The sequence below is a fragment of the Kitasatospora sp. NPDC101155 genome (genome assembly GCF_044768305.1).
GTDB lineage: Bacteria > Actinomycetota > Actinomycetes > Streptomycetales > Streptomycetaceae > Kitasatospora.
In genome coordinates this window covers 378,202-395,212 of the sequence record NZ_JBIWPN010000002.1, presented here as the reverse complement: position 1 = coordinate 395,212, position 17,011 = coordinate 378,202, and the positions used below count along the sequence as shown (strand labels likewise).

Annotated in this window: 10 protein-coding genes and 1 pseudogene; 6 read left to right on the top strand and 5 right to left on the bottom strand. The window is 74.5% G+C overall.

Features of this window, described 5'->3' with window-relative positions; all coding sequences use genetic code 11:
* Nucleotides 1–2 precede the first annotated feature (2 nt).
* From ACIRYZ_RS04275 to ACIRYZ_RS04265, 3 genes are all read left to right on the top strand, one after another.
* Complete coding sequence (locus tag ACIRYZ_RS04275) at nt 3–3,803, top strand: DUF5682 family protein (RefSeq protein ID WP_402939275.1); 3,801 nt, start codon at nt 3–5, stop codon at nt 3,801–3,803.
* Nucleotides 3,800–5,743, top strand: coding sequence for a hypothetical protein (locus ACIRYZ_RS04270; RefSeq protein WP_402939272.1), 1,944 nt, complete (start codon nt 3,800–3,802; stop codon nt 5,741–5,743). The genes ACIRYZ_RS04275 and ACIRYZ_RS04270 overlap by 4 nt, the downstream gene beginning before the upstream one ends.
* 101 nt (nt 5,744–5,844) lie before the next feature.
* On the top strand, nt 5,845–6,303 hold the full coding sequence (locus ACIRYZ_RS04265; RefSeq protein WP_393024016.1) for a MarR family winged helix-turn-helix transcriptional regulator: 459 nt from the start codon (nt 5,845–5,847) through the stop codon (nt 6,301–6,303).
* Between the two features lie 145 nt (nt 6,304–6,448).
* Here the strand turns inward: ACIRYZ_RS04265 and ACIRYZ_RS04260 are convergent, their stop codons facing one another.
* From ACIRYZ_RS04260 to ACIRYZ_RS04240, 5 genes are all read right to left on the bottom strand, one after another.
* Nucleotides 6,449–7,024 (bottom strand): GTP-binding protein, encoded by a 576-nt coding sequence (locus tag ACIRYZ_RS04260; RefSeq protein ID WP_402939269.1) that lies wholly within the window; start codon nt 7,022–7,024, stop codon nt 6,449–6,451.
* A 52-nt stretch (nt 7,025–7,076) separates the two neighbouring features.
* Complete coding sequence (locus ACIRYZ_RS04255; RefSeq protein ID WP_380609560.1) at nt 7,077–7,460, bottom strand: DUF742 domain-containing protein; 384 nt, start codon at nt 7,458–7,460, stop codon at nt 7,077–7,079.
* Nucleotides 7,457–7,888 carry a roadblock/LC7 domain-containing protein gene (locus ACIRYZ_RS04250; protein ID WP_393024020.1) on the bottom strand — a complete coding sequence of 144 codons (432 nt, stop codon included), beginning with the start codon at nt 7,886–7,888 and terminating at the stop codon, nt 7,457–7,459. The genes ACIRYZ_RS04255 and ACIRYZ_RS04250 overlap by 4 nt, the downstream gene beginning before the upstream one ends.
* The gene (locus ACIRYZ_RS04245) at nt 7,888–10,131 is read right to left on the bottom strand and encodes an ATP-binding protein (protein ID WP_402939266.1); all 2,244 of its coding nucleotides are present in this window, start codon (nt 10,129–10,131) and stop codon (nt 7,888–7,890) included. The genes ACIRYZ_RS04250 and ACIRYZ_RS04245 overlap by 1 nt, the downstream gene beginning before the upstream one ends.
* A gap of 484 nt (nt 10,132–10,615) precedes the next feature.
* Entirely contained in the window at nt 10,616–11,890 is a 1,275-nt protein-coding gene (locus tag ACIRYZ_RS04240; protein WP_402939263.1) for an acyl-CoA dehydrogenase family protein, read from the bottom strand.
* 343 nt (nt 11,891–12,233) lie between these two features.
* Here ACIRYZ_RS04240 and ACIRYZ_RS04235 point away from each other — a divergent pair, with 343 nt between their 5' ends.
* The 3 genes and pseudogenes from ACIRYZ_RS04235 to ACIRYZ_RS04225 all read left to right on the top strand — a co-directional run.
* The gene (locus ACIRYZ_RS04235; RefSeq protein WP_402939260.1) at nt 12,234–13,310 is read left to right on the top strand and encodes a GAF domain-containing protein; all 1,077 of its coding nucleotides are present in this window, start codon (nt 12,234–12,236) and stop codon (nt 13,308–13,310) included.
* Nucleotides 13,311–13,658: 348 nt separating this feature from the next.
* Nucleotides 13,659–15,233 carry a lipase maturation factor family protein gene (locus tag ACIRYZ_RS04230; protein ID WP_402939541.1) on the top strand — a complete coding sequence of 525 codons (1,575 nt, stop codon included), beginning with the start codon at nt 13,659–13,661 and terminating at the stop codon, nt 15,231–15,233.
* A 204-nt stretch (nt 15,234–15,437) separates the two neighbouring features.
* Nucleotides 15,438–17,011 (top strand): annotated as a pseudogene (locus ACIRYZ_RS04225) (hypothetical protein); the annotation flags it as partial.

The following is a 17,011-nucleotide window of genomic DNA, read 5'->3' as shown; positions in this document are numbered from 1 at the left end:
CGATGACGAGCAGCACGGGGAAGCCCGCCCCGGACGGCCTCGGCACGGTGGACGCCGGTCCCGACGTCCGGGCCGAGTCGGAGCGGCTGGCCGGCTCCGGCACCGACGGTCCCGGGCCCTACCTGATCGGCGTGCGCCACCACGCGCCGTCCCTCAGCGCGGTCCTCCCCGCGCTGCTCGACGCCGCCCGCCCGGAGGCGGTGCTGATCGAACTGCCCGCCGAGTTCCAGCCCTGGCTCGACTGGCTGGCCGATGAGGCCACCGAGGCCCCGGTCGCCCTCGCGGCCGCCCCGGCCGACTCCGACGAGTCGGCCGGCCCGGCCTTCTACCCCTTCGCCGACTTCTCCCCGGAGCTCGCCGCCCTGCGCTGGGTCCGGCGCAACGGCGTCGAGGCCATCGCCTGCGACCTGCCGCTCGCCCATCGCGCCGCAGCCCGGAGCGCACGGCCGGCCGGACCGCCCGACGCCTCCGGAGTGGCCGACGCCCCCGGGGTGGCCGACGCGCTGCGCCACCGCCTCACCGGCCGGGACTCCGACGAGGACCTGTGGGACCGCCTGGTCGAGACCGCCGCCCCCGGCTCCACCCCCGAGGCCGTCCGGCGCGCCGCCCTGCTGGTCGGCTGGGCGCTGCGGCACGACGCCGAGCAAGGGCCCGGCGTCGACCCGTACGACCTGCGCCGTGAGGCCTGGATGCGCGCCCGCATCCGCGCCGCCTCGGCCGACGGGCGCCGGATCGCCGTCGTCGTCGGCGCCTTCCACGCCCCGGCTCTGCTGGACGGGCCGACCGCCCCCGAGCAACCGCCCGGCCCGGACGAGCCCGGGCACGTCCTGTCCCTGATCCCGTACACCTACCCGCTGCTCGACGCCCGCTCCGGCTACCCGGCCGGCATCCGCGACCCGGAGTGGCAGCACACCGTCCTCGACGCCGGCGGCGACCCGGAGCGACTCACCGAGGCGCTCACCGCCACCGCCGTCCGGATCTGCGCCGCGCTGCGCACCCAGGACCACCCGTCCGGCCCGGCCGACGCCCGAGAGATCGTCCGCCTCGCCGGCGACCTCGCCCGCCTGCGCGGCCACGCCGCCCCCGGCCGCGGCGAACTCGTCGAAGCCGTCCAGACCGTCCTCGCCCAGGGCGAACCCCTCGGCCGCGGCCGGGCCGTCGCCCGCGCCCTCGAACACGTCCTGATCGGCACCCGCACCGGCCGTCCCACCCTCGCCGCCCCGCGCAGCGGACTCGCCCCCGCCGTCGAGACCCTCCTCGCCGAACTCGGCCTCCCCGGTCCCACCGACCCCGGCCCGCGCGACCTGCGCCTCGACCCCCTGCGCAGCCCCCTCGACCGCCGCCGCGAGATCCTCCTCCACCGCCTCACCGCCTGCGGCGTCCCCTACGCCGAACCCGTCGCCACCACCGGCCCCGGCGGCACCGAAACCCTCGGCACCCGCTGGCGCCTGCACTGGACCCCCACCGCCGCCGCCATGCTCACCGTCGCCGCCACCCGCGGCGTCACCCCCGCCCAAGCCGCCGAAGGCACCCTCCGCACCCGCCTCACCGACGACCCCACCCCCCGCGAGATCATCGACGGCCTGACCGCCGCCGCCTCCTGCGCCCTCCCCACCCTCACCCGAACCCGTCTCACCCAACTCACCACCACCCTCCCCACGTCCGCCACCCTCCCCGACCTCCTCGACGCCCTCACCCTCCTGGACCGCCTCACCGCCGGCCACTACCCCGGTGCCACAGCGACTCCCGCGCCCCCGACAGACGCCGCCCCACCGGAAAGTCGGGCGCCTGTCGACGGCTCGCTGCCGCCGGGCGACGCTGGAGGTCTGCCGCCGGTGGGTCCGGATGCGGTTGACGGGGTGTCCATCGCCGCGCTGTCGCCCGGCGCCGTGGGTGGCGCTGGGGACTTGCGGCCTGCCGGCCCGTTCGCCGGCCCGCGTCCGGCCGGTGCGGTGTCGGCCGCCCCCGCCGCCCGGCCGACCGGGGAGGCGGCCCGAGCTGACTTCTTCGGGGCCGCCCAGGAGGTGCTGACCGCCGCCGCGGTGCGGCAGCTGGAGGGGATGGGCGGGTCGGACGCTGCGGCGGATGCGCGGGCGCTGGTGGAGTTGGCGCGGCGGGCGGATCGGCTCGGTGGGGTGCGGTTGGGCTTCGTGCTGGCCGAACTCGCCGAGCGGGGGAGTCCGTTGGTGCGGGGCGCGGCCGGGGCGGTGCGGGTGCTGCTCGGGCAGGAGCCGGCGGAGGTGTTCGGCGGGCGGGCCGCGTCCTGGGTGGACGGGGCGACCGACGCGCGGGCGCGGCAGGTGCTCGGGCGGGCGCTGGCCGGGGTGCTGACCGCCGCGGAAGGGCTGTTCGACAGCGCGCCCGAGGCGCTGGAGCCCGTGCTGGAGCGGGTCGGCTCGCTGCCGGACGCCGCGTTCCTGGACCGGTTGCCCGCACTGCGCGCAGGCTTCGACACGCTCAGCCCGGCCGCCCGCGACCGGCTGCTGGCCCTGGTCGAGGAACGCCTCGGCACCCGGCTGGCCGCCCTGCCCGAGCAGACCGAGCCCGCCTTGCTGGCACGTTGGGTCCGCGCGGACCTGGCCGCCCGTCAGGCGCTCGCGGGTCGCGGCCTGCTGCCATCCGCTCCCCAGCACACCGAGCCGGAGCCGGACCCGGTCCGCACCGGACGGCCGCCGCACCCCGCGCACGCCCTCACCCCCGCCGAGCGCTGGCGCCTGCTGCTCGGCCGGCCCGGCAACGGCGGCCTCAGTGGCCGCTGCGCCCGACTCGCCACCGCGCTGGACGAGTTGTACGGCAGCGGGCACGGCGAGGACTCCGGTCCGGGCCTGGATGGCAGGAGCGGCAGAGGAGGCGGCCGCGAGCCGTCGTTCCCCGGGGTCCGCGAGTGGGCGGAGGAGCTGGAGGCACTGTTCGGCCCGGGCGTACGGGAGGAGGTGCTGGCGGCCGCCGTCGCCCACGGGCGGACCGACGTCCTGGAGGCGATCGACCCGTCCGCCGTCCGCCCGTCCGTCGAGCTGCTGCGCACCGTGCTGGACCACGCGGGCGGCCTGCCCGAGGCACGGGTGGCGCGGCTGCGCCCGCTGGTGCGGCGCCTGGTGGACGAGTTGAGCCGGGAGTTGGCGACGAGGCTGCGCCCGGCACTGACCGGGATCAGCGTGCCGCGCCCGTCCCGGCGCCCCGGCGGCGGGCTGGACCTCGACCGGACCATCCGGGCCAACCTCGCCACCGCCCGTCCCGCGCCGGACGGCGTCGGCACCCTGATCGTGCCCGAGCGCCCGGTGTTCCGCACCAGGGCGCGGCAGGCCAACGACTGGCGGCTGATCCTGGTGGTGGACGTCTCGGGGTCGATGGAGGCCTCCACGGTCTGGGCGGCGCTGACAGCCGCGATCCTGGCCGGGGTGCCCTCGTTGAGCACCCACTTCGTCGCCTTCTCCACCGAGGTCCTCGACCTCACGGAGCGGGTGGCGGATCCGCTGAGCCTGCTGCTGGAGGTGCGGGTCGGCGGCGGTACCAGCATCGCGACCGGGCTCCGGTACGCGCGGGAACTGGTGACGGTGCCGTCCCGGACGCTGGTCGCGGTGGTCAGCGACTTCGAGGAGGGCGGCCCGGTCACTGGGCTGCTCGCGCAGACCCGGGCGCTGGTGGATTCCGGCGTGCACCTGCTCGGCTGCGCGGCGCTGGACGACACCGGGACGGCCCGCTACTCCAAGGCGGTCGCGGGCCAACTGGTCGCGGCCGGAATGCCCGTGGCGGCACTGAGTCCGCTGGAACTGGCCCGCTGGGTGGGGGAGAAGGTGCGATGAGCGCGACGACGCGTGGGGACGACTGGCCGGGTGTCCGGCCCGAGGTGGTCGCCGAGGTGGTGGCCGGGCTGAGCGCCCGGTTGCAGAAGCGGCTGGACGGTGCGGCGGCGAAACTGGCGCAGCGGCCGGTCACCCGCGACGGCGAGGAGTGGCGAGTACAGGTGGACGAGGAGTCCCTGCTCGTCCTGCGCGCCCCGGGTGGGGTGGTGACCGACCCGGCCGACGTCCGCTGCGGCTGCCTGCTCGCCCCGGCCTGCGTCCACCGGGCCGCCGCGGTCACCCTCTGCCCGATCGCCGACGCCTCCGAACCGCCTGCGGCGCCCGACGCGCCCGACGCACCCGAGGGATCCGAACCGGCCAAGGCATCCGAACCGGCCGAGGCGACCGAAGCCCCCGAGGTGCCCGGTGCCGTGAGCGAACGCGACGCCGCAACACCCGCCCCCATGCCCCTCACCCCGCCCGAACGCGCCGCCGCCCGCCACCTCCACCGGGCCGCCTGCGCAGTCCTGGCCGCCGGGGTGAGCGGGGCGGGTGCCGTCTCCCAGGCCGAGCTGCTGCGCGCCGCCCACCGCGCGCGGCTGGCGGCGCTTTACCGTCCGGCCGCGGCGGCGGTCGCCGTGGTGACCCGGATCCGGGCGGCGCGCTCCGGCGCTCCCGACCACCGGCTGGCCGACCTGGTCGCCGCCCTGCGCGACCTGCTCGACCTCACCACCGCCCTGACCACCACCACCGGTTCCACCCCCGAACTGCGCGGCACCGCCCGTCAGGCCTACGCCGAGGAGGGCGGCCTGCGGCTCTACGGACTGTTCGCCGAACCGGTGCTGACCGCCACCCACGCGGGCGTGGTCAGCTGGGCGGTGGACGCCGACGGCCGACTGAGCACGGTCGCCGACGTGACACCGCACGGCGACGCGGCGGCCGCCGCCCCGCTGGCGGTCGGGGCGGGCAACCGGACGGTCCGGCTGGGCGATGCCGCGCTCAGTCACCGCGAGTTCAGCCGCGCCGGGCTGGCCGTCCAGGGTGCGACCAGGTCCACCACCGGGCGGCTGGGCGCCGGGGCCTCGGTCCGCGCGGTCCGCGCGGCGGGGACGGACTGGGCGGCGCCGCCGGCGGCCCGGCTCTGGTCCGATGAGCCGGCTGCCCAGGTGGCGCGGGCCCTCGCGGCGCAGGAGCTGCCGTACGAGAGCCGCCCGGCCGGGAGCGATCTGCTGTTCCTGGACGTCAACCTGCTGGGCACCGCCCCGTACGGGCCGGGCGGGGAGCCCCGGTTGCTCGCCCGGTGCGGCGCCGGCGGTCTGAACGGCGGTCCGGACAACAGCCTGGTCATCGCCCTGCGCGCGGGCCACGAGCACCCCGAGCTGGCCTTCCGGGCCAACCTCGCCCTGCTCGCCACCGCCCCCGGCCTGCGGTTGCGGGTGATCGGCCGGCTGGAGCGCGCGGACCGGCCGGAGCTGCGCCTGCTCGCGATCGGTACGGCGCCGGACGCCCCCGGCCCGCTCGCCCTCCCCGCCGACCGCGCGGGCCGGGTCAACCTCGGCCTGGAGCGCCTCCAGACCGCGGACCTCCCGGCAGACACCGTGACCGGCCCCACGACGGCACCGGCCCCGCCCGCGGAGGGTCCGCCCGTGCACGTGCTGGGCCGCCGGGTGGAGCAGACGGTCACCACCGGCCGGCACTCCCTGGCCCCGAGCACGGCCACGGCGGCGGCCGACCGGAGCCTGCTGCGGGCCGCCGGACTGGCCACCGCCGCCCAGCTCCTGGACGGCCTCCGGGCGGCTGCGGCGAACCAACAGCGCGATGTGTTCGGCCGGATCGTCCAGGACGACCACGACGCCTTCGCCACCGCCTGGTTGGCGGCCGCCGCCTACACCGAGGCGTTGGCCGCCGCGCTCTGCTCGGCGGCCTGGGCGCCTGAGGAGGCGGTCACCGGGAAGGCATAAGTCGAAGTAGTTGCAGAGACAGATAATCGGCGCTGACTGTCATACTTGTCGGAGAGGAGACGCAACGGGACGTACGGGCGAACGCGAAGGGAAGGCGAGCCATGGGGATCCGCGATGACGCTGCCGAGGTCCGGGCCAGTGGCTGGCGCACGCTCGCCGCACTGCACGGGCTGATCGACACTGCTCTGGAGAAGGCGCTCCAGGCCGAGCACCAGCTCTCGGTGGTCGAGTACACCGTGCTGGAGGCCCTGTCCCGGCAGGACGGCTGGCACATGCGGATGCAGCAGCTGGCCCGCGCGGCGGCGCTGAGCAGCAGCGCGACCACCCGCCTGGTCTCCCGCCTGGAGGACCGCGGCCTGCTCAGTCGCTACCTCTGTGCGGACGACCGCCGGGGCATCTACACCGAGTTGACGCCGGAGGGCCGCGCCCTGCTGGAGGCCGCGCGCCCGGTGCACGACGCCACCCTGGAGGCGACCCTGGCCCAGGCCGCCGACGTCCCCGAACTGGCCACACTGGTCGACGCGCTCACCGACCTCAAGCTCACCCCGGCGAAGGCCTGACGACGTGGAGGCCTGACGGCGAAGGCCTCGTGGTGAAGGCCTCACGGTGAAGGCACCGCAGCAGGCAGGCGGCCGACGGTAGGCGCCAATTGCCAAGCATCAAGCACCAAGCGCCAATTGCCGAGCGTCAAACGGCGAGTCGCTCCTACCGTCGCCCGGTCGCCAGCGCATCCCGGTGCACCCGGTCGAGCAGGGCGAGCAGCAGCTCCTTGCTGGAGGCCCGCTCCCGGACGTCGCACAGCACCACCGGCACCTCCGGCCCGAGGTCGAGGGCGCGGCGGACGTCCTCCGGGCTGGCGTCGCGCCGGCCGTGGAAGCAGTTGACTCCGATCGCGAACGGGATGCCCCGCTGTTCGAAGAAGTCCACGGCGGCGAAGCTGGATTCGAGCCGTCGGGTGTCCGCGAGGACGATCGCCCCGAGGGCGCCGAGCGCGAGGTCGTCCCACATGAACCAGAACCGGAACTGCCCGGGCGTGCCGAAGAGGTAGAGCACCAGGTCCTCGCGGACGGTGATCCGCCCGAAGTCCATCGCCACCGTGGTGGTGGACTTGTCCTGGATGCCTTCGAGGCTGTCGATCCCGATGCTGGCGCGGGTCATCCGCTCCTCGGTCTGCAGCGGTTCGATCTCGCTGACCGAGCCGACCATGGTGGTCTTCCCGACGCCGAAGCCGCCGGCGACGAGGATCTTGACCGCGCCCGGCACCAGGCTCTGGGTCGTCAATTCGGGTCTCCTGGATGGGAACTGGGTGGTGCGAGGAGGGCGGGCCGACCGGTCAGAGCCGGCGGACGCCCTCGATCACGGCCTGGATCAGCGAGATGTCCGGTGCCTCGGCGAGCTGGACCGGTGCCCGGGTGAGGATCAGCCGGGCCTCCGCCAGGTCGTCCAGCAGCACCTTGACCACGCTCACCGGCAGGTCCAGGGTGGCCGCGATTTCGGCCACGGCCAGCGGGCGTTCGCGGCACAGGTCGAGGATCGCGGCCGGTTCGGGTGTTAACCGGGTGGTGTCGGTGCGAGGGTCGGCGGTGACCACCAGGGTGATCAGGGCGAAGCCGTCACGGACCGGGCCGGTGCGCCCGTTGGTGATGGCGTAGGGACGGACCAGGTGGCCGGCGTCCTTGTCGTAGAACCAGCCCTCGTCGGCGTCGGCGGTGGTCACGCACCGCCACCCGCGCCGACCTGGCCGGCGTCGCTGCGCGGCGCCGCGGTGAGATACTGGCCGACCTGCTTGACCAGCATGTTGATCTCGTAGGCCATCAGTCCGGCGTCCACCTGGTCGCTCGTGAGGACGGCGAGCCGGGCGCCCTGTCCGGCGGTGGTGACGAACAGGAACAGCTGGTCCATCTCGACCACGGTCTGCCGGACCCGGCCGCCGTTGAAGCGGTGCCCGGCGCCGCGGGCGAGGCTCTGCAGGCCGGAGGCGACGGCGGACAGGTGCTCGGCGTCGGCCCGGTCGAGGCCCTGGGACATGCCGACCAGCAGGCCGTCCTCGGAGAGGACGATGGCGTGCCGGGTCTCGGGTACCCGTGCCACCAGCTGGTCCAGCAGCCAGTTGAGGTCGCGCTGGGTGTCGGTGTGCTGCGTCATCACTGCTGTTCCTTGGCTTCCTGAACGGCGGAGGCTTCCGCAGGGGCTTCCCGGGGGGCGGAAGGTGCGGCCGGGTTGGGGGCTGTGGCGGGCGCGTCCGGTTCGGTACCGGCCGCGCGGGCGCTGCGGGTGCCGCGCTGGATGGCGGCCATGGTGGCGCGCGAGCGTGCCGGCGAGAGCTCGTCGGCCTCGCCGGCGTCGTACCGGGGGCCGGTCGGGGCGGCGTGCCCCCCGTACGGCTGAGTCGGCGCGGCGGACGGCATCGAGGGCGCCGAGGGCATTGACGGAAGGGACGGCGCCGACGGCATCGACGCCACCGGCGGCATCATCGTGCCCGGCGCGTTGGCCTCGCGGAGCTGCTCGGCGAGGCTGGCGTTGCGGACCCGCTGCGGCAGGACCCGCGGGGTGCGCAGTTCGCCGTCCGGGCCGTGCTCCACGTGGTCCTCCTGCGGGCGTTCGTGGGTGGGCGCCGAGGGGTCGGCGGTGACGCCGTCGAACCCGGCCGTCGGGTCCACGAGCGGTCCGTCCGCACGGCCGGAAGCAAGGTCGGACGCAAGGTCGGAGCCGACACCGGAACCGACGCCCGAACCGTGGCCGGAGTCGCTGCCGGAACCGAGGCCCGGACCGACGCCCGAACCGAGGCCGGAGGCGACGTCCGCCGGGAGGCCGGCAGCGAACTCCAGGGGATCGGTCGGCAGGGCGTACGGCCGGGGCAGCGCGGGTCGGGGCACGACCACGGCACCGGGCAGCCCGGGGATCTGGGCTCCCACCGACAGCCCACCGCTGGAGGGGGCGGCGCCACCCTCCCCGTCCAGCCGCGCGAGCAGCTCACCGGTGATCACACCGTCGTCCGGCTCCCCGGGGGCGGCGGGCGCCTCGGGCACGGAAGGACCGGAAGGAGAAGGAGAAGGAGAAGGAGAAGGAGAAGGAGCGGACGGATCGGCGGACGGAGCCGCAGGCCCCTCGCCCAGCAGTCCGCTCAGCACCCCCGCCAGCGCGCCCGACAGCTGCTCGTCGACCTCCCCGAGGTCGCCGTCGACCGTCGGCTGCTGCTCCGGCACCGGCGTGCGGGTGACCCGCGCGCCGGAGGGCAGCCCGGGTACCGCGGCCGGCTGCCCGGCCTGCCCCAGCAGGACCGAGGGCACCAGCACCACGGCCCGGGTGCCGCCGTACGGCGAGGGCCGCAGGGTGACCTGGATGTCGTGCCGGGCGGCCAGCCGCGCGACGACGAACAGGCCGAGCCGCAGGTCGTCGCCGAGCGCGGAGACGTCCAGCTCGGGCGGGTTGGCGAGGTACTCGTTGAGCCGCTCGTACTCCTCCTCGGTCATGCCGAGGCCGCGGTCCTCGACCTCGACCGCCAGTCCCTTGGGGACCTCCTGCGCGGAGACCTGCACCTGGGTGTACGGCGGGGAGAAGGTGGTGCCGTTCTCGATCAGCTCGGCGATCAGGTGGATCACGTCGGCGACGGCCTGCCCGCTGAGCGAGGCCCGGGGCACGCCCTGGACGACCACGCGGGCGTAGTTCTCGGTCTCGGAGACGGCGCTGCGCAGCACGTTGACCACGGGCACGGCGTTGCGCCAGCGCCGGGCGGGCAGCGCGCCGCCGAGGATGACCAGGTTCTCGGCGTTGCGCCGCATCCGGGTGGCCAGGTGGTCGACGGCGAACAGTTCGCGCAGGAGCTCGGGTTCCTCGTGCTCGCGCTCCAGGGCGTCGAGCATGCTGATCTGCCGGTGGATCAGGATCTGGGTGCGGCGGGCGATGTTGAGGAAGACCTTCTTCGTCCCCTCGCGGCCCTGGGCCTGGTGGACGATGGCCGCGACGGCGGCCTGCCGGACGGCGGCCAGGCCGTCCGAGGTCTGCTGGACCTCGTCGCCGATCCGCCGGGAGGGCGTCCAGGTGGGCGGGGTGGGGACGGTCTCCCCGGCGCGCAGCCGCCCGACCACGTCGGGTATCTCCTGCTGGGCGATCGCGAGGGTGTCGGCCCGCAGTCCGGCCAGTCGGGCGGACAGCGCCCGGACGGCCCGGATCCCGCGGATCAGGCTGATCAGCAGGACCACGGCGACGACGACGGTGCCGGCCAGCAGCGCGGTGCGGTGGTCGGCGTCGCGTAGCAGGTAGGCGGCGTAGCCCCAGGCGGCGGCGAGGCCCAGGCTGGGGACCAGCACGAGGGCGAGGAGTGAGCTGCGGAGGGAGCCGGACCGGCCGGCGCGGTGGCCCGTGCGGGGGGCCGATATGCCTGGCATCTGATTCCTTGTTGCAGGGCCGAGTTGCAGGCCGGGTCGCGGGTCCGAGGGCGGGGTCGGCCCGTGCGGCCCGGGCGGGCTTCAGGGCGCCGAGGCCGGAGTCGCCGGACGGAGTGACGCGGTGTCACCGTCCGGGCGGGGTGCAGCCACGGCCGCCGACGGCAGGAAACCTATCAGCCCCAGGTGCCCTTATCGCAACATCAACTGACGATATGTGAACGGCCGATGGCAGTGGGGCCCGCTCCCGCTCAGGGTGTTCGCCGACGGAACGTCGCAGGTCGGCTCGGTGGTGGCGAAGCGGGAACGGCTCTACGGGAGGGCCGGGTGTGTCTCTCGGAGAACCGTCAGGAACAGGTCAAACAGTCGCCGTGCTGAAGGTTCGCCACCATCCGGGCAGCGGTTTCCGGCCTGCTGCCCGGGGTGGGCGCACGTCCCGGCCCCGGGCCGGCCGCAGCTCGCGGCCGGCCCGGTCGACCGCCGCGGGTCAGCTCGCCATGGAGATCGGGACCACCCGGGCGCCCCGCGAGTGCTGCGGCTTCGCCTCGGCCTCCAACTGGTTGAGCTCGGTCCATGCCCAGCTCGCCACGTCGGCCAGCTCGGCCGACCACTGCTTGCCGTACGTACCCGAAGCCACCTGGCCCAGCCGCAGTTTCTGCACGTCCGAGGTGCCGGCCGGGGCGTAGATGTGGGTGGCGTCCCGCAGGTAGCGGATGATGTTGTGCTCTTCCTGGGTGCCGCGGGCGGCGAAGATCTCCATCGCCTGGCGAGCCGAGTCCATCGCGTACTCGGTGTTGACGAGCTTGGCGTTCATCAGCTCGGCGTCGCAGGCCTGGCCGCGGTCCAGCAGGTGCGAGGCGTGGTAGGCGGCGAGCTTGGCCGTCATCAGCCGGGACTGCATCTCGCCCAGCTTCAGCGCGACGCTGTTCAGCTGGTTGAGCGGCTTGCCGTACAGCACCCGCTCCTCGGCGTAGCGCACGGTGTCCTCGACGACGGCGACGTGGATGCCCAGTGCGACGGCGCCCAGGTTCAGCCGGCCGTAGAGGGTGGAGGAGGAGTAGGCGACGTCGAGGCCGAGCCCCTCCTCGCCCAGCCGGTTGGCCGCCGGGACGCGGCAGTCCTCGAAGACCAGTTCGCCGAAGCTGAAGCCGTGCAGACCGCCCTGGGTGCCGATCGCCCCGGCGCGGAAGCCGGGCCGGTCGCTCTCGACCAGGAAGGCGGACAGGCCCCCGCTGCCCTTGCCCGTACGGAAGACCACGCCGTGGACGTCGCCGATGTGCGAGTTGCCGACGAACACCTTCCGGCCGTTGAGCACGTACTCGTTGCCCTCGCGGCGGGCGGTGCCGGACATGCCGAGCACGTGGCCGCCGGACTCCGGCTCGGTCACCGCGATGGTCGGCAGGCACTCCCCGGAGGCGAACTTCGGCAGCCAGAAACGCCGTTGGGCGTTCGAGCCGAAGTGGATGACCTTGGCGACGCCGAGCTGGGAGGCCTGCGTCATCGCGCCCATCGCGCCGCTGACCCGGGCCAGCTCCTCCACGATGATGGTCTTGGCGAGGTGCCCCAGCCCCAGGCCGCCGAACTCGCGCGGGATGGTGACACCGATCCAGCCGCGACGGGCGATCTCGCGGGAGAGCTCGAACTCGACGTCCCGGTCGGCCTCCATCCGGGCCACCTCGGGACGCACCTCCTTCTCCGCGAACTCACGGACCTCCGCCCGGAGGCTCTCGTGCCGCTCATCGGTGAAGTAGTCCATCGCCATGCTCTGGTCCTCTCGTTGCGGTGGGTGTCGTGCCTCCGTTCGCGCCGTCGATTCCGCTGCGACCATTCCCCCGGCGGGATCACGGGAACTACCGTCCGTGTCTTCGGCAGGGCTCATTGTCATATGTGCGTCCCGACTCCACAGCTAGCGGATCTTGGATTGGCGAGAATCGGATCATCTTTTTGTCGACGGGTTTGGCGCGATGTGGGGTGGGAAGTGGTCTTCCCCCACTCCGTCAGTCCACCGCGGGGCCCCTCACGTGCGGCTTTGACTGTTCATCAGCAGGGGTGGCAGGCGGTCCCGGTAGCCCCGCGACACCCCAATGTCTGATTACATGTGCGCCATGACTGATGTGATGAGCACTCAAGGCCAGTTCCCGGGTGCTGCCGGGGAGTCCGAGCGGACCCGCAGGCTGCGCAGCCTGGGTCTCAACGAACCCTCCGCGGACGAGGCCTTCGACCGCTTCGCCCACCTTGCAGCCAGCATCACCCGCGCTCCCATCGCGATGGTCAACTTCATCAACGACGAGCGCCAGATGTTCCGAGGGCTCTACATTCCGCCAACTTCGTCCGAGGTCGCGCACGAAGAAGGTGCCTCCTGGGCGGATCGAGGCATCGCCTTCGACCTTCCCACCCGCCAGATGCCGCTGAGCCACGGCTTCTGCCCGCACGTGGTCGCCCAGCGCTCGCCCCTCGCGCTGGACGACATCCTCGCCTACCCCCGGTTCGCCGGTAACCCGGTCGTGGACGAACTCGGTGTCCGGGCCTACCTCGGCGCCCCGCTCGTCGACGACACCAACACCGTCATCGGCACCGTCTGCGTCCTCGACCGGGAACCCCGGCAGTGGGGGCGGGAGCGGCTGCGCGACATCCAGCACCTCGCCGAGGCGCTGCTCTCCGAGATCCGGCTGCGCGACAACCTGCTCGCCCAGCAGCAGGAGATGTTCGCCGCCTTCGACGGATCCCCGTTCCCGATCATGCTGACCGACGGCCCCGGCCAGGAGATCCGCTACGCCAACGCCCAGCACGCCGACACCTTCGGTGCCCCGGTGGCGTACGGGTCGATCGGCGCGGCCTACCCGCAGCTCGGCGTGGCCGGGCTCCAGCAGGCCGTCACGGAGGCGTACCACACCGGCCGCGCCACCGTCCTCAACGACGTCCGGATCCAGTCCGGCCGCCCCGAGGCGCAGCGCATCCAGCAGATCTTCAGCTTCACCTGCACCCCGATGCGCAATGCGCGCACCGGCCAGGTCAACGGTGTCCTCACCGTCGGCATGGACGTCACCGCGCAGTCCCGCACCGAGGAGGAGCTAGGCACGCTGGCCGCGCTGCTGGTCGACCGGCTCCAGCAGAACGGCGCCGCCACCGCGACCGGCCGCCCGGGCGTCGCCGGCGGGTCCGGACTCGTCCTGCCGAGCTGAGCCGCCGACCCGCCGCCCGCGCGCGGCACGGCGGCCGAGGCCGCCGGCTCCGCCCTCCGTACCGTCCACCGCCGTGGCGGGGCGCCTCTCACCCCCGAGGAGAGGCTCCCCGCCACGGTGCCGTCCGGGTGCTGCGCGCACGGCGCCGTGGTGCACGGCCCCATTGCCCCACCAGCCGGCGCCCCGCCGCCCACCCGCCTCACCGCTCTTCGGCCTCCTCCCCAGCAGCCTTCGGCCTCACGGCCCTTCGCCTCACCGCCCTTCATCCCGGGCCGAGCGGGTGAACCGTCCGCCGCCCGCGCCCCGGCCGGGCCCGGGCGGGGGCCGCCGATGGTAGGCATGGGCCGCATGGACTGGTTCGCCGCCCCCGACTACTGGCTGAGCCGGCTGCTCGTCCAACGCCTGCTCGCCGGCCTCTACCTGATCGGGTTCCTCGCCGCCGCCGCGCAGTTCCGCGCCCTGATCGGCGCCGACGGCATGCTGCCGGTGCCCCGCTTCACCGCCCGCGTCCCGTTCCGCCAGGCCCCGAGCCTCTTCCACCTCCACTACAGCGACCGCTTCTTCGCCGCCGTCGCCTGGAGCGGCGCCGCCCTGGCCGCCGCCGTCGCCGCCGGACTCGGTGACGCCGTCCCGCTCTGGGCCTCGGTCCTGTTCTGGGCGGTGCTCTGGGTCCTCTACCTCTCCATCGTCAACGTCGGGCAGACGTGGTACTCCTTCGGCTGGGAGTCCCTGCTGCTCGAAGCGGGCTTCCTGGCCGCCTTCCTCGGCAACGCCGACGCCGCTCCGCCCACCCTCGTCCTGTGGCTGATGCGCTGGCTGGCCTTCCGGGTCGAGTTCGGCGCCGGACTGATCAAACTGCGCGGCGACACCTGCTGGCGCGACCTGACCTGCCTGCGCTACCACCACGAGACCCAGCCGATGCCCGGACCGCTCAGCTGGTTCTTCCACCACTTGCCCGACCCGCTGCACCGCGTCGAGGCCGCCGCCAACCACTTCGTCCAACTCGTCGTCCCGGTCGGCCTGCTGCTCCCGCAGCCGATCGCGAGCTACGCGGCCTGCGCCGTGCTCGCCACCCAGCTGTGGCTGGTCGCCTCCGGCAACTTCGCCTGGCTCAACTGGTTGACCATCGCCCTCGCCCTCGCCGCCGTCGAACCGGCCCGCCTCGGCCTGCCCGTGCACGCCCGCCGGTACCCCGGTGCCCCCCTCTGGTACGAGGCGCTGGTGATCGCGCTGACCGTCGCCGTCCTCGTCCTCAGCTACTGGCCGGTCACCAACATGGTCTCGCGCCGCCAGGTGATGAACCGCTCCTTCAACCGGCTCCACCTCGTCAACACCTACGGCGCCTTCGGCAGCGTCAACCGGCTGCGTCAGGAGGTCGTGGTCGAGGGCACCGACGAGGCCGTCCTCACCCCGCACACCGTCTGGCGCGAGTACGGCTTCAAGGGCAAACCCGGCGACGTGCACCGCCTTCCGCGCCAGTACGCCCCCTACCACCTGCGGCTCGACTGGCTGATGTGGTTCGCCGGCATCTCGCCCGCCTACGCCCGTCCCTGGTTCCTGCCCTTCGTCGCCCGCCTGCTGGCCGGCGACCGGGCGACCCTCCGGCTGCTGCGCCACAACCCCTTCCCCGACGACCCGCCGACCCACGTCCGGGCGACCCTCTATCTCTACCGGTTCACCGGATGGCGCGAACTACGGGAAACCGGCGCGTGGTGGCACCGCACCGCACTGCACGAGTACCTCGCGCCGGTCGACGAGCACACCCTCGGTCGGGCCGGCTACCGCCCGCCGCTCGGCCGACCGGCCCGCAGCGCCCGCAAGGTCCCGCTGGACGGGCTGCGGCGGCCCCGCCCACCCCGGACGGAGCACCCCGGCCACCCGTCCGGACCAGGGGAGGGCCACCCGGGTGGCCCTCCCGAGTAGCGTCCAGGCGGGCGGTATGGCACACGACACCGGCCCGTCCGGCGGTGGGTGCGTGCAAGGCTCGAACGGGCACCCGTATTCTGGGCCTCCACAACCGGCGGCCCGACCGCGCGCCCCCGGCCCCGCCCCAGGGGCATTCCGCGCAACCGGTCCGTCGCCCCCTCGCCGCCAGCCCCGCCGTCGACGCCCAGAACCGGACCAGACATGACAGTGCTTCACTCGCGCAACGCCGACGCAGCCGACCCGGCGGACGTCGCCGGCGCCGCAGACGTCAAGGACCTCCAGGACGCCGCCGCGGAGCCCGACCTCCGCGAGGACCTCGGCCGCTACGCCGAACTCGGCGCCTTCACCGTCCGCGCCGACACCCACGCCTGGTACGCGGCCGTCGACACCGTCGCCACCCCCGAGGACGCCCGCGCCGCCTCCACCGCCCTCGCCGAACTGCGAGGCCGCGACCTCCAGCAGACCTGGGAAGCCGTCACGGCCCTGGCCGCCGAGGCCAAGCTCGACGAACCCGCCACGGTCGCCAAGACCGCGCTGCTGGTCGAGATGCTCCAGCGGGTGCACCGCACCTCCGCCACCCTCACCACCGCCGCCTACGACGCAGACCTCACCGCCCTCGTGGCCGCCACCGCCGACAGCAGCTGGCGCCGAGAGAACGGCGTCAAGCTCTCCTGGCTGCGCGGCCGCTCGCTGCGCAAGCAGGCCGCCGCCCTGGCCACCGACCGCCGGGTCCGCCGCGAGGACCTGCACGAGGCCCTCACCTCCGCCGAGATCGAGCGCCGCGCCTGGGCCGCCCTCGCCCCGGCCGGCACCCTCCCGACCGTGCCCGCCGACGGCGCCCTGGTCGACCGCACCGCCCAGGCCTTCGAGGCCATCAACACCAGCCTGCGCGGCCTCGCCCGCCTGCTGCCCGAGCACGACCTGGACGGGATCGCCTTCGCGGACCTGGTCGACCTGGTCGAGCGCCTCGCCGCCGACGAGGGCACCCTCTACCGTCTGCCCGCCATCCGCAGCTTGCGCGCCACCCTGGAGGAGGCCGGCCTCGGCGACCTGCTCGCCGAGCTCACCGCCGCCAAGGCCGACCGCCGCGCCGCCGAGGCCGCGTACGCGGCGCGCCAGGCGCTCGCGGGCGGGCAGCGGGACGGGTTGGCGGAGTCGGACGAGACGGGTGCCGGGGAGTCGCTCGCCGGGAAGTCGCTGGTCGAGGTGCCGGAGGTCGAGGCGTCGGACGCCGATGCCGAGGCTGCTGCGCGTCAGGCCCTGGCCGGCGGCCAGCGGGACGGTCTCGCGGAGGAGGCGCCGGTTTCGGTGACGGATCCGGTCGAGGCTGAGGCTTTCGTGGCTGAGGCCGAGGCTGAGGCCGAGATCGAGGTCAAGGACGAGGTCGACACCGAGGCTGTCGAGACGTCGTCGGGCTCGCACCCGGATGCCGTCGAGGTCGAGCCGGCTGCGGTGGAAGAGGTGACGGAGGAGGAGACCCCGGCCGCCGTGGTGTCCCTCCCGGCGCCCTCCCCGGCCGCCGACGACCTGGTGGCCGCCGCGACCGCCGCGCTGGCCGAGGCCGCGGCTGCGGACGAGACGGAGGCGGAGCGGGCGGAGGAGCCTGTCGCCGAGGTTGCGGCCGTCGAAGAGGTGACGGAGGAGGCTGCCGACGCCGAGCCGGTGGTCGAGGCCGAGGCCGAGGCCGTCGAGGTTGCTGAGCCCGAGGCACCCGCTGCCGAGGAGCCGGTCGCTGAGGTCGAGGTTGCCGACGAGGCTCCTGCCGTTGAGGTCGG